General features: G+C 51.1%; 12 protein-coding genes. 6 read left to right on the plus strand and 6 right to left on the minus strand.

Annotated features, from left to right (window positions below; translation table 11 throughout):
* Positions 1-83: 83 nt before the first annotated feature.
* Positions 84-1,049 (plus strand): hypothetical protein, encoded by a 966-nt coding sequence (locus tag H6624_04015; GenBank protein ID MCB9083480.1) that lies wholly within the window; start codon positions 84-86, stop codon positions 1,047-1,049.
* Positions 1,050-1,156: 107 nt separating this feature from the next.
* On the opposite strand, the gene H6624_04020 is transcribed toward H6624_04015, so the two are convergent.
* The gene (locus H6624_04020) at positions 1,157-1,906 is read right to left on the minus strand and encodes a tetratricopeptide repeat protein (GenBank protein ID MCB9083481.1); all 750 of its coding nucleotides are present in this window, start codon (positions 1,904-1,906) and stop codon (positions 1,157-1,159) included.
* A gap of 242 nt (positions 1,907-2,148) precedes the next feature.
* Between H6624_04020 and H6624_04025 the strand changes: the two genes are divergently transcribed.
* The 3 genes from H6624_04025 to H6624_04035 all read left to right on the plus strand — a co-directional run bounded on the left by H6624_04025 (position 2,149) and on the right by H6624_04035 (position 6,298).
* On the plus strand, positions 2,149-3,261 hold the full coding sequence (locus tag H6624_04025) for an enoyl-CoA hydratase/isomerase family protein (GenBank protein ID MCB9083482.1): 1,113 nt from the start codon (positions 2,149-2,151) through the stop codon (positions 3,259-3,261).
* Positions 3,262-3,310: 49 nt separating this feature from the next.
* Positions 3,311-4,924, plus strand: coding sequence for a hypothetical protein (locus H6624_04030; protein ID MCB9083483.1), 1,614 nt, complete (start codon positions 3,311-3,313; stop codon positions 4,922-4,924).
* A gap of 63 nt (positions 4,925-4,987) precedes the next feature.
* Entirely contained in the window at positions 4,988-6,298 is a 1,311-nt protein-coding gene (locus H6624_04035; GenBank protein MCB9083484.1) for a hypothetical protein, read from the plus strand.
* A 4-nt stretch (positions 6,299-6,302) separates the two neighbouring features.
* On the opposite strand, the gene H6624_04040 is transcribed toward H6624_04035, so the two are convergent.
* The gene (locus H6624_04040; GenBank protein ID MCB9083485.1) at positions 6,303-7,556 is read right to left on the minus strand and encodes a histidine--tRNA ligase; all 1,254 of its coding nucleotides are present in this window, start codon (positions 7,554-7,556) and stop codon (positions 6,303-6,305) included.
* A gap of 72 nt (positions 7,557-7,628) precedes the next feature.
* Between H6624_04040 and H6624_04045 the strand changes: the two genes are divergently transcribed.
* Both H6624_04045 and H6624_04050 read left to right on the plus strand, forming a co-directional pair.
* Complete coding sequence (locus H6624_04045) at positions 7,629-8,270, plus strand: cyclase family protein (protein MCB9083486.1); 642 nt, start codon at positions 7,629-7,631, stop codon at positions 8,268-8,270.
* A 21-nt stretch (positions 8,271-8,291) separates the two neighbouring features.
* Positions 8,292-9,641, plus strand: coding sequence for a twitch domain-containing radical SAM protein (locus tag H6624_04050; GenBank protein MCB9083487.1), 1,350 nt, complete (start codon positions 8,292-8,294; stop codon positions 9,639-9,641).
* Here the strand turns inward: H6624_04050 and H6624_04055 are convergent.
* The 4 genes from H6624_04055 to H6624_04070 are packed head-to-tail and all read right to left on the minus strand — an operon-like array spanning position 9,638 to position 13,384.
* Positions 9,638-10,726: a tryptophan 2,3-dioxygenase gene (locus tag H6624_04055; GenBank protein ID MCB9083488.1), complete on the minus strand. Its 1,089-nt coding sequence runs from the start codon at positions 10,724-10,726 to the stop codon at positions 9,638-9,640. The genes H6624_04050 and H6624_04055 overlap by 4 nt on opposite strands.
* A gap of 21 nt (positions 10,727-10,747) precedes the next feature.
* Positions 10,748-11,806, minus strand: coding sequence for an aminotransferase class V-fold PLP-dependent enzyme (locus H6624_04060; GenBank protein MCB9083489.1), 1,059 nt, complete (start codon positions 11,804-11,806; stop codon positions 10,748-10,750).
* On the minus strand, positions 11,803-12,771 hold the full coding sequence (locus tag H6624_04065) for a formimidoylglutamase (protein ID MCB9083490.1): 969 nt from the start codon (positions 12,769-12,771) through the stop codon (positions 11,803-11,805). Before H6624_04065 ends, H6624_04060 begins: the two co-directional genes overlap by 4 nt.
* Positions 12,772-12,808: 37 nt before the next feature.
* Complete coding sequence (locus H6624_04070; protein ID MCB9083491.1) at positions 12,809-13,384, minus strand: hypothetical protein; 576 nt, start codon at positions 13,382-13,384, stop codon at positions 12,809-12,811.
* Between the last annotated feature and the right edge of the window lie 34 nt (positions 13,385-13,418).

The following is a 13,418-nucleotide window of genomic DNA, read 5'->3' on the forward strand; positions in this document are numbered from 1 at the left end:
CCTGAAGTGGGGGATTTGTTAAGGGGATTTAATAACTTTGATCATTCGTGGTCAAAGGACAGCTAATTAGAGGGGGATATCACATGCAAGCAACTAAGAAAGTATTGAGCCTCTTTGTCGGGGCAGCTGTGGCCACAGGATTGTCATTTGCTGCTTACGCTGAAGAGCAAGAGAGTTCTTCCGAGACAAAAGTTAAGATGGAAGAAGCTAAAGGTGAGGCCGGAGAAGGCGACGTTGATGAACTGATCACTAATCGCAAGCTTCGTGCAGAAACTGGCTCCAAGTCCAAGCTGAGCGTTTCCACTTCTTTCAACTACAGTGGTGCGACCATCAACAAGCCTGGCGCGCGTATTCGTCCGAACATTCGTGGAGCAGCCAACACAGTGGCATTGGCTTCCTTGAGCGGTTCGATCGCAGGTAAATATCGTCTGGGAACTAAGGACAGCGTCAGCGCCGGTGTTGGTCTGCGTATGTTGACTCCTTTCCATGACAGCTTGAATACCTCCAAAATCAACGGTGTTGAGCGTGCTGACGTTTACAACCCCTATGTTGATCTCACTCACATCGACAAGATCGGTGGATTCCAGTCTGTGACTTCTGCAAGCGTGACCGGCATGACAACTGACTACTCTCGTCAAACTGGTTACGTGGCAAACATTTCTGTGTCAGAGACTCTTCTCAAGGACATTGGAACCTCTGGATTCAGCGTGGGTCTTTACTCCGGTATTGACGGCAGCATTTTCGACAAGTTTGATGATGCAGCTAAAGCTGGAAGCGCTGACTACTCTATCGGGTTCTATCCCTTCCTTGAGTACGTCATTAATGACACTCTGAACTTCCGCACGATCTCTGGCCTGTGGGTTTATGACCACCTTCGTTCGGAGCGTTCTACATTCACATTCGAGAAGAATAAGATCTACCAGTCGGTTGGCTTGGGAATCTCTGTTTCTCGTGATATTTACCTGTACCCCAACGTTCAGTTCCTGCCTGAGAACATCCGCGCAGACCTGACCAACGTTGCTCTTTCTGCCAACATCAACGTATTCTAATTTCGTTGATTTAGAGCTAGAAATAAAAATGGGACCCTCTCGAGAGGAGTCCCATTTTTTTTGCGGAATGAGTAATATGTAATATGGCTTCGGAAACTAATAATTCATCAACTACGCTTTGAATCTTGGCCCTTCTTTAGGATGCGATTGAGAGCCTGGAGTTCTTTTTCCATGAAGTAACCGGTGTTGTCGGCCTTTTTGCGGTAGTACTGGATGACTTCTAAGGCGTGTTCATAGCGATTGTGTTCAATGAGCATAAAAACATAATTTCGCGTCACAGTGATTTGCAGGGTGTTGGGCTTGAGTTCCAGCACCTGGCGATAAAAGCGGATGGCCTCATCCACCTGTCCCATACCGGCCAGAACCTGGGCATAGCGATAGGTGGGTTCAGCTTCGCTTCCGCCGAGCTTCACATACTCCTTAAAAGTATGGGCCGCTGCCTGGATATCGCCGGTGGCGTGCTGAAGTTCCCCCAGCTTGGCCAAAATGGTGATGTCCTTATTTATTCGGTAAATCTGCTTGTAGGAGTCCTTCACACAATTGTGTTTGTGGCGAGCCTTGCAGATCTCGACGATCTTAAATAGATCCTGAGTATTGGCGGTGCCTGTCATTTCTTTTGCTTTAAGCGGAATTATCTCAAAGAAATAGGTGTCCCAGTTAATGGCATGGATAAAGGCACCAATGAGAACCATGGCAAAGACGATAATCATGGCTGAGATTCGATCTGTCACCCTTCTCTCGGCTGCCTTTGCGAATGATGATGCGGTCCAACCACATTCACAAACAATGACAGTTCCGAAGATCCGGTCTTGTGGTATTGGCCGATGACAGGCCGGGCAGTGTCCAAATTGAGTCATGTCCCCAACTCCCTCGGTTTCATGCGTTTGCTCTTGAAGTGACCATTAAATGTAGACAACCCCAATGGTCACGACTTCGATACTCAGTTGAAATTCCATGAATTATGCCAGCTCAAATCGAAATCAGAGGGGGCTTGTCCGGGGCCATCTGCCAACTTTTAAGCACTGGCGAGAAAATGGACAACAGCGGGTCTTGTCACCTGGCCCGGATGTCTCTACATTAGACACATGGGGAGGTCCAAGTGCTTGTTCATGCTGAGAAAATAGCGATTCAAAAGGGGGCGCTCGGCTGTCTCACTCTAAGACGGCCAGAGGCATTGAATGCCCTGAGTGCAGAGATGTTTCAGCAAATGCGTGTGGCCCTGGAGGCCTGGGAGAAGGATCCGGATGTGAAGGCAGTGATTCTGGATTCCTCGTCTGATCGCGCTTTCTGCGCCGGTGGAGACGTAAAAAATGTTGTCCTAAAGGCTCGGGAAGAGGACTTGGATTTTGCCCAAGAGTTTTTCGTTGCCGAGTACTCGATGGATTATGATCTCCATTGCTATCCCAAACCCATCTTGTGTTGGGCCCAAGGCATCACCATGGGCGGCGGCATCGGTTTGATGAACGGTTGCAGTCACAGGGTAGCCACAGAGGCCAGTCTCTTTGCCATGCCTGAGATTTCGATTGGTTTTTTCCCCGATGTGGGAGGGGGCTATTTCCTTAATCGACTTCCGGATGGGGTGGGCTTGTTTTTAGGTCTTACGGGAGCGCGTTTTCGGGGCGGAGATGCGGTGGCCCTCGGCATGGCCGATAGTCTTATTAAACATGAAGACAAACAGCAAGTGGTTGACCGGCTTTCTCAGACGGACTGGAGCGAGGCGGGAGTTGAGAATTTTGCCAAAATGAGTGAGGCCCTGGAAAGCTTTAGGCTTCACGAAATCCAGTCGGATTTAGCCCTGCCCCTGACGGAATTGGGGCGCAGGCTGAGTGGTTTTTCGACTCTGGAGCAGGTGGATGAGTTCCTGCGCCATCAGGAGATCAGTCATGAGGCATTAGAATCAGCCCGAATCGAGTACGTCGATGGTTCGCCCTTGGTGGCAAGAGTGATCTATGAGCACATCGGGCGCTGCCGCAACCTAAGTCTAGCTCAAGTATTTGCTGTGGAATGGTCTTTAGCTATTCGTTTTTGTTCAGAGCCTGAATTTCAAGAGGGTGTGCGAGCCCTATTAATCGACAAAGACAAACGTCCAGAGTGGCGTTTTAGCTCACTTAAGGATGTGCCGAAAAAGGAATGGGAGTATTTGATGGCGCCGGTTGAGCCCAATCTTCTTTCTCCTCATTTGGCACAGAGAAGCCCTCGGACTTCCTTGTAGGTGCCTAGGACTGCGGGCTCCGGGGCAAGAGTTAGGAATGGAGAATCCGGTGAGTTTTGTTAAAGCGAGTGTCCAAATTTGTATGGTTGCCCTAGTTGCTTTGGGTCTGGTTGGCGCTAAGGAATCCTTGGCGCGGACACAAAAACAGGTGGCGAAAAAAACAGCTAATCGACTGGCTTCGCCGCGATTGCGGCTTCTTTCCCATGCTGAATTTCGCCGGCTCTCACGCGCTCGGCAGGTTCAGTATCTGGTGGGTTTGCGTCTGATGTTTCAGGATTGGGAGAAATGGCAAAGGGATAATCGCAATCAGATTTTTGCGGGAGTGCCCTCCCGCCAGATTGAGGAGTTGGCTCGACTCTACTCCTGGTTGGTTCCTCAGGCGGAGGCGAAAATTGATCCAAGAGGGGATGTTGACGAGGAAGAAGCTCGCCGACAGCGCCTAAAAGATCTGACTCTGGTTCCTGCTGATGCAGCCATTGATGGAACCTTGACGGGAACCGGGGTGACCACGACAACGAGCGCCCCGACGACGGCGACAGGAGAAGTCGCACCTGTTGGTGAAGCGGACTGGAAAGGCGTCAGAGCAGGACCTGAAGAGCGGGCCTGTATTTATGCCGGTTGGATTCAGGCCTATGCAGCCAATGGCACCAATTGTTCGCGACCACCTGAGTGCAAAGGACAAGCTGGGCACTTTCAGTGCAATCCTTTACTGGTGGGGCCGGGCGTGTGTGTTCCTGGTCGCAGTCGAGAGGAGCGAATTCGCGCGACCACCACTTGTTTGAAGAGTGGCAAGTCCGTGGAAGAGGTGGCGGCCTTATTAAAAGACAAAAAGACCGAGTGGGATGAGTTTGTCGCCCGTTTTCAAAGTGCCACATTAAGTTGTCAGGATGGCAAACAACAGGAAGTGTGTTGGATCATTCAGAGGAGGCTGACTCAGCTCAATAAACTACTTGGGGGAGAGGCTCTGCCGGAATTGGTAAAGGTCCCGGCTGGTGGATTCACCGCCAAGGCGCCAGTCGTGGCAAGTGCTGCTGTCAAGGACGTAACCGTCTCCGAAGGTGCCGCCGAGGTGGTTGCCTCCACTGGTGATCGAGGGGGGCGAGTGGTGGCGACAGGTCCGAGTGCGACAGCTAACCACGATGGAGTCTGCAAAAACAATGATGTTATAGGTGACATGAGTCTTCCGGACAAAGAGGGGCCTGTGGTGATGGATGTGAATCACGCCTACAATATGGTATGTCGGGGAAGCTATGAAAGATCTTACGTGGACGGTCGCAAAGCCTTGGTGCGTAGCCGAATAGCATCCCTTGGGAGTCGGCAAGATGCCGAGGCCAGATACTACCGCGATTGGTTTAAGTATTTGCTGGCCAATCTGGAGGCATGCCAGGCTGCGGTTGATCAGGCCGTTCGCGCCAAGCAGAACCTGTCGCGACCAACAGTGGTGAAAGTCACCTTTAAGGGCGGAAATCCATCCAGCTCAGTGCAGATGGAGGCCCTGCCAGGTCACCAGCTCATCAAAGGTGATGGCAAAGCAATTGACCGGGTCTCGACGGCCGGGCTCTGGCTCGGAAACACCCTCACTCTTTACCGAGTGAATCTTTGCTCGACCCGCATTGAGGGCCTGTCCACCGGCGTTTTAGGTCCTTCTACTGGAACCCAATAAAAAACGGCACAAACCAATGCCTTTGTTCGTTCATTAAAGGATGGAAGAAGAAGGGACAGAGTTATGTGCGGACAGATCCTTAGATGGCTGTTAGGGTCAGCCGTCGTTCTCGTTTTGAGTCAGTGTTCGGGAGAAAATCGGGATTCAGAAGATCCTCCGGTGGCGCCTTTGGGGAGGACCTTATTGGCCTCAACCCCGATTCAGGCCAGTGAAAGGAACCCCAATCTGTTGTTTAATTTTGAGGTGGACGACAGTTTGGCCGCTGATGTAGACGTGGTTTCCTTGCACGAAGACTTTTTCGGTGTGCCTTGGGAGGCCTTTAGCCAGTCAAAGACGGCGCCTGATTACTTTGCTGTCTTGATCCAGGAGCTAAAACAGAGAGTGAATCGATGGGACCGCCCCCTCTATTTATCTCTTGCCATCAGTCACAATGAAAATCGTCGTTACCTGGCAGAACATCTTTTTGAAGATGATGAAGGCAAATTAGTCCGCCAGGCGAGGTGGACAGATCCTTGTTTCAATTTCGACACTCATCCTGATGGGGAGAAGTGGCGTCGGGCTTATTTAAATTACTCTGAGTACATGATTCGCACATTTAAGCCTCGCTACCTGACCAATGGCATTGAGGTCACCATGTTTCAGAATAGCTGTCGCTCTTTTGACCCGGGAGCCTTCCCGGCATTGATTAAAGTACTGAATCAGGTCTATGACCTGGCAAAGGAGATTGATCCACAGATTGTCGTGTTTCCCAGTCTTCAGGTCGGCTACATGATGGATATTCGCCCAGGGGGTGTGTGCTATCGGGACACGGGCTTGGATTTGGAAGTAGCCAAAACGTGTATGCGATTTGCTTGGGAAGAAATGGCCAGCCTAAAAATGGATCGAGTGGGTCTGTCGATATATCCCCATGTCGTGGGTGGGATTCCCGATAACTCTGCCTACCTTGCGGCAGCACTGGATGTGGTGAAGGACCGCCAGCTGGTGATTGCCGAAACAGGGCATCCGTCATCTTCCCTGTTAGTCAATGGTGGACCGGCGGGGGAGGCCCAATGTTTAACCGCTGTGGAACATTCAGACGACCAACAAGTCGAGTGGTTAAAGGCCGTCTTGCAGGCAGCGAAAGACCATAATATGGAACTCGTCACATGGTGGTCGGCTCGCGATGTGTTTCCAGAAGACTTCATCGGCAGCTGTCCATGTGAAGACTCACGCAGCTTCTGCGAAACCGCGGAGATCTTTCGCCTTCAGGGCGGTGATTTTACCCAGCGAGTTCAGAACGACGCGATCTTGCGGGCCTTCCAGAGTATGGGGTATCGAACCTATGATGGCCTTCCCAAGGAGTCCCTCGGGATTTGGCGCGACTTTAGAAAGTAAGTCCCTACTTGGACCTGTAGGCAGTGATGAGGCTTGATAGGGTTTGAGAGAGAGGCAATTCCTGCTGGGTGTGCTGATCCAAATCCTTTACAACCGCCTGGCCATTTTCGAGTTCGCTCTCGCCAATAATAACGGCGTGACTGGCTTGGGCCTTGGTGGCGCGAGCGAGCCGCTTTTTGAGGTTACCGGAGTAGGACATCTCGACGGGGACGCCCTCCATGCGCAATTGAAAAGCCAGCTTTTCCATTTCCATTTGGGCCGTATCCCCCAAAGGAATCAAGGCGATGGGGCGGGTGACTTTGATTTCTGGCTGAATCAACAGGGCCAATCGCTCCATACCTGCTGCCCAGCCCACACCGGGGGTGGGTTTGCCGCCCATCAGCTCAATCAGTCCATCGTAGCGGCCACCAGACAGGATGGCATCTTGAGCACCTAATGCTGAGCTTTTGAATTCAAAAACACAGTGAGAGTAGTAGTCCAGGCCACGCACTAACCGGGAGTTGAGGTGGTATTGGATGCCAAGATTGGTGAGGCCTTGTTGGACCCGATCAAAAAAATCTTTGGAGGCCGAATTGAGGGAATCCCTAAAGTCGGGGGCTCCAGCAACGATTTTCTGGTCGCCTTCGTCCTTGGAGTCCAAGATGCGCAACGGATTAATCTTGAGCCTTCGTTGGCTATCCTCACTTAAATCGCTGACATATTTTTCCAAATAGGAAACCAATCGGGACTTATAGGCCTGTCGGCTTTCACTGTCACCGATGGTGTTGATTTCCAAAGTGGTCGAGTCCATGACTTTTAAAGAGCTGAGGATGCTGTAGCCGAGGGCGATGACTTCGATGTCCGCCTGAGGGAACTCAACCCCGATCAATTCCACGCCAAACTGGTGAAACTGCCGCTGCCTTCCCTTTTGTGGTCGCTCATAGCGAAACATGGGGCCGTGATAATAGTACTTGAGAGGAGTTTGTCTTTGCAGGCCGTTGCTGATGAAGGCACGCGCAATGCCTGCGGTCCCTTCTGGCCGCAATGTCATTTCCTCACCGCTATTGTCCGGGAAGGTGTACATCTGTTTGTTGACCACGTCCGAGGACTCTCCGAGGGTGCGCTTAAAGACCTCAGTAAACTCAAAGATGGGGGTATCGATTGGTTCAAAACCATAACACTGACTGAGTCGAGCCGCCTTATGGATAATCCAGCTGTGGATTCTCTGTTGATCGGGGAGGAGATCATGAGTTCCCCGCACAGGATTTAAAGACATTATTCACCTCGCCGGCCTATAATGACATGGAGCGGATAAATTGGCTAGACGGAAATTCCCGGATAGGCTGAAGCTATGAGTGGTATCAGGTCGACGTTTTTTGAAATCTCCCCTCTCGTGAATGAAGGTATCGGAGTGTGGCCGGGCGACGTGGCCTTTTCTCGACAGGTGGCTCTCGACATGAGCAAGGGGGATCACCTGACATTGAGTGCGGTCACCAGTACCGTCCACCTAGGGGCACATGCCGACGCCCCAAGTCACTACAGAAAGGATGGTGAGCCCATCCATTTGCGAAATCCACTTCTCTACTATGGGGACTGCCAAGTGATCCAAGTGCAGGTGCCTCGGGGGGAAAGGTTATTACCCAGCCACTTACCCCAGGGCTTCTCTCCAGTGGCCGAGCGATTGTTGATCGGCACGGGCTCATTTCCTGATCCTCAGAAGTTTAATGAGGATTTTAATTCCCTATCTCCTGACTTGATTGAGTACTTGGCTGAGCGGGAGGTGAGCCTAGTTGGGATCGACACTCCTAGCGTAGACCCATTTTTGTCCAAAGCCTTGGAATCCCATCAGGCCTTGGCCAAACATGATTTGGCTGTACTAGAGGGGTTGGTGCTTCGACAAGTGCCCGAGGGGGTCTACACCTTGATTGCTCTGCCACTGAGGATTGAAGGGGCTGACGCCTCACCTGTACGGGCGATTCTGGTTAAGGATTAACCTGTGAGTGCGGAGGATTCTGTGGCAAATGGATACTTTTTTTCCCTTAAGGAGCGAGGTGGATTGCCGACCACCTTTTGTCCATTATTGTGGTCCAAGATCACAATTGATCCAAGCGGGAAACTGAAAGCCTGCTGCTCATCGAAATGTTTTGTTAATGAGGATGGGGAGAATCTCAGAATAGAGAGAGGAGAGGGGTTGGACCAGTATTGGAATCATCCAAGTGTATGCCAAGCACGTAAGGCCATGATGGCGGGAGAGTGGCCTAAGGAGTGCTATTACTGTCGGTATCAGGAAGAAAATGGGGTCATGAGTAAGCGCAAGGGTCAGATTTATTATTGGGCGGAAATTATGAAAGTCGACCCCATTGCCTTGCTCGCAGCCACAGATGGGGAGGGGCGGATTGATCTTCCTCCCGTGGCCGTTGATGCTCGCCTCAGCCATGTGTGTAATTTGACCTGTGTGATGTGCACACCTGAGTTTTCCACCAGTTGGAAGTCGGTATTCAAAAAATTGATGGAGTCGCCTTGGCCTGGCCCAACCCGTAGGCCGAGCTATTTAAAACATACCGAAATTATCGAAGGCGGAACTCCTAAGTGGGGCGATGACCCTTCTGTGGTGGAGTGGTTTCGCGATCATGCTCGGCAGCTGCGGGAGATCCAGTTTGCTGGTGGCGAGCCGCTTCTATTCAAAAACCACGATAAAATTCTCGACACTCTCATTGATTCTGGGGATGCCGGGCACATTACTTTGGACTACAACACAAATGCCACGCAGATTACCAATGAGACTCTGGAAAGATGGAGCCACTTTGAAAACCTGGACCTGCAGCTTTCTGTCGATGGAGTCGGCGAGCAATTCGAATACATCCGCACGCCGGCAAAGTGGCAACGGATCGAAGAAGTTGTGCAACTGTTGTTGTCTTGGAACCGCAACCCGTGGAGGTGGCGTTTTGCTTACACGGTTCAGATATTAAGTGTGGCTGAGATACCAAGATTTCTCAATTGGCTTGAGGGTTTGGGAGAGAAGTGGATGGAGACTCCCCTGCACACACGCATTCACTGGAATGTGGTTGGCACTCCCACGGGCATTTCGGTGGCCAGTCTCCCTGCTGGAGTACAACAAGAGGTGCTTGCTCTCGTTGATCAGTATCTAGGGGATCTTGAAAAGCGAAACTCCCGACTTGCCAATGAATCGAGTCTGAAAAATTTGCCAGGAATTTTACGGGCCGCCTTTAAAGGAGGCCGAGGCCAGGGGAGTTCCTCTCTAGATGAAACCATTCATTATCTGAATCTCCTGGACGATATCCATGACAAGAGGTGGAGACAGACATTCCCCTGGCTCTCTGAAAGGCTTCCCGTGAGATCCTAGAGTTCGTAGTTAAAGCGCAACTTCTTCTGGATCTCAGCAGGCAACTCCGGCAGGGCCGAGCGAGGGACAAAGAATGTGGTGAGTTGGAAGAAATCATTAAAGATCTTATGTCGGTCGGTTGCTTCTCGCAGATATTGGTAGCCAGAGGATCCGCCAGTTCCAATTTTAGTGCCAATCATTCTTTTGGCCATCAGAGCGTGGCGGTAACGCCAGCTTGTCATCAGCTCATCAATATCTAACAAAGTGGTAATGAGTTTGAAGGGGAGTTGTAGGCCTGGCAGGTGTCTGTACAGTTGAATAAACAGGGCCGCATGAATCGCTGGATAGGACAGGTGCCAAAGCCCTCGGTCCACTGAATCGCGGTACCTCTTTTCGTCAAAAAGGGCTTCAAAAAGGCTGCGCGCGTCCTCAATGTTTTGAATATTTCGTTCCTTGTCCCCAGCTTGCAGTGTCGGGTTGACCTTGACGACGTCTGATTCAGTGTCAAACATCTTCATGACGGATTCCCGGTACACTTTCCAAAAGTCAAAATTGCCGACCTGCAGGAAGGGCGTTCTTTCCAGCCATCTTTCAACACCGTCAAAAAGACTCGGGGTGTTCTCCGTTTTCTCCAGAGCTTGAGATTGTTCAGGGCGAACGTAGGAACGATAGCTCGCCTCATTGTACCGCATCCGATGGTCGGCTTTAAGGCCCAATTTGTTCTCTACCAAACGAAACTGAAAACTTTGAAAGCCGGAGGCGGGGTAGAGGTAATCTCTAAAATCAAGAAAATCCAAAGGTGTCATGGTTTCCATGATGCGAATCTGATCAATCAAAACCTTTTGAATCTCCACCACCCGGCCGAGGCGGGAAATGGCCGTCCCCATGTCTTCCTCGCGCACGCGGCCCTGGGCAAAAATATCAATAATGGAATCGATTTCGTGAAGAACCTGTTTGAACCACAGTTCGTAGGTTTGGTGGGTGATAATAAAGAGCATTTCATCGTGGGCCGGTTCACCAAACTCCTCACTTCGTCTTTGCTGGGCATTCAAAATGCGGTCCAGGGCCAGGTAGTCGTGATAATGAACGGGTGGATACTGACTCATCGTGAGCTCCCTTGACTAAATTTAATGCTCTTCACTTTGAAGACGGCGTAAACATGATACAAAATCTTGCAGATCTTTTTCGGTGGTGTCAAAGCTCGTCATCCAGCGCATGACCCACAAATCCTCATCCCAAACATAGAAAAATGCCTGTTCACGGAGTCTTTTCGTCCATGCTTTGGGAATCTTGACAAACAAAGCATTGCTCTCGACTGGGTAACAGATCTGGATCTGTGGGAATTCCTGGAGAGCGGCCTTAAGCCGCTGCGCCATACCTGTGGAGTGGAGGGCAATTTCTCTCCACAAGCCCTCCTGTAGGTAGAGCAAAAACTGACCGCTAATAAAACGCATCTTAGATGGTAGCTGCATGGCCTGCTTGCGCAGGAACTTAAAATCTGATCGCCGACTCTGGCCAAAAAGAATCACAGCTTCCGCCCCTAAAAGGCCATTTTTTGTGCCGCCAAAACTAAGAGCGTCTATGCCGATTCCGCTGGTCAGAGCTTTGAGGTCCACCTGTAAATGAATGGCCGCGTTTACAAATCGTGCGCCATCCACATGAACGAGAAGGTCGTTGGCCTTGGCCAGTTCGACCAGGGCCTGCATTTCTTTGATCGTGTAGACGGTACCAAGTTCTGTCGGCTGAGTGATGGAAATGACTTTTGGCTGGGCGTGGTGCTGGTCTCCCCGGCGTTTAAGGGTCTGAAGAACCTGTTCAGGGGTGATTTTGCCATCGGTGGTGGATAGAGGGATCAGCTTGCAGCCCAAGTGTTTCTCGGGGGCGGCACACTCATCCAGGTGAAGGTGGGCTTGGTCGGAACAGATGACGGCCTCATAGCTCTTAAGCAGAGCATTCAAGCACAAAACATTGGCGGCCGTGCCGTTAAACACATAATGGACATCGATGTCCTCGCCAAAATGACGTTTGAACTCCTCGTAGGCCAAGGCACTAACCTCGTCGCCTCCATAGGAGTGGGCATGACCGCGGTTGAGCTGGAGCAGGAACTCCAGCAGACGGGGATGTACGCCTGAGTGGTTGTCGCTGCCAAATCCCGGTCGAAACTCAAAATTCTCAACGGAACTCATTCACCCACCTTGTTGTGAAAAATAAAGCGATGGGCAATTTGGGCTGCCAATTTGGCCGTTCGGTTGTCCTGATCAAGGGGAGGGGAAACTTCATAAATCCCCAGTGACCTGACATCCCAGCGCGAGAGAAACATATGGAAAACCGGAAAGAACTCCTCAGCCGACCAGCCGGTTGCCCAGGATTGGCTGCAGCCCATAGCGATGGATGAAGAAAATCCGTCGATATCGATGGACAAGAAAACAGGACGGGGACGCAGGAGCTCTTCTTCGAGGAAACGGCCAACGACAACTGCGGCAGGCTCCCCAGAGAACATGATGTCCTCCCAAAAGAGCAGGCGAGCCCCGCGTTCTCGACACCAGTCAATGTGATAGGAACTGTTGCACTGAGATTGGATCCCGAGCTCTATCAAATCAAAAGAGTCTCCATACTTTTCCATGAGGCGGTAAAAGGGGGTGCCGCTCGACAAGCCTTTTTCGCTGGAGCGTACATCCAGATGGGCATCAAAATTGATGACGAGAGGCTTACGATTATTTGCAGTGGTTCGGCAGGACTCCAAAAAGGCCGCCCCATCCGGATACCCATAGTCGTGGCCACCACCAAAACTCAGAATTCGACCATGGGAGGAAAGAATTTGTTGGGCCATTGACTGTGCGGTCTCATGCCTTGATTCAATGTCTGACTGGAGAGAGAGGTTTCCCGCCTCCCATAAACGGGGGGCTTCAGATCGGTAAGGGGGTGTGAGGCGATAGAGAAACTGGCGGATCCGGTCGGGGCCATCTTGTGCTCCTGGCCGACCGCCATTGAGTCGAATGCCCTCATCGTCAGGGTAGCCCAAAAGATAAATATGGTCCTTTTGGATGGGCCCTTGGGCAGAAAAAATCTGCACCAGCTCGCCGAGGCGGGGATCAAGTTTATCCTGTTTGGAAAAGAAAAGATCAGCGGATATAGGCAAAAAGGCCGACATAACACCTACCAGGCTTTAGCAAACTTCGGAGATTCACTTACCACTTAAATGGTTTGAGCTGAATGGTTTTGGCCACGTCTCCGGTCTGAGGATCAAACAGGTCAATGCGGATGGCCTCCTGGCTGACAGAAAGACTGCCCACGTCGACAGAATTGGAGTCGACAATCAGGATCGACCAGGCATGGCCGCCGTCAGGAGCGACTGTGTAGCGGAGGCTGCGCAGTTGAACTACATTAAGGGTCTTGGAATTGGTCGGTTCGTATAAATCGAGACGGCTAAAATTCTTGAAATCAAAAACCTCCCAACTGGGAGTTCGCCAAATGCCCAATAATTTTTTGAGGCCAACAAATTCGACCGTCGTCATTTCCACGGTCCCATTGATGCCGTAGACCCAGCCTTTTCCGGAGAGGTAATCGCCGGTTTCCAAGCTGCGAAGATCGTCCATCACGTGAGGGTTACGGGTGAAGATCTGATGTTCCACACCGGTCTCTGCAAGTTGAATCAGAAGGATGTTGTCCTGGCGACGAACCACCCCTTCAATCGAAACTGATGCACCAGCCAAGGGAGCGGCCAAAAAGAGAATAAGTATGCAAAAGTTTTGGAAATTTTTCATCGAACCCTTGATAGAAAGAATCCGAGTCGGTGGC

This window comes from Pseudobdellovibrionaceae bacterium, assembly GCA_020635075.1.
In the GTDB taxonomy this organism is placed as follows: Bacteria; Bdellovibrionota; Bdellovibrionia; order Bdellovibrionales; family UBA1609; genus JADZEO01.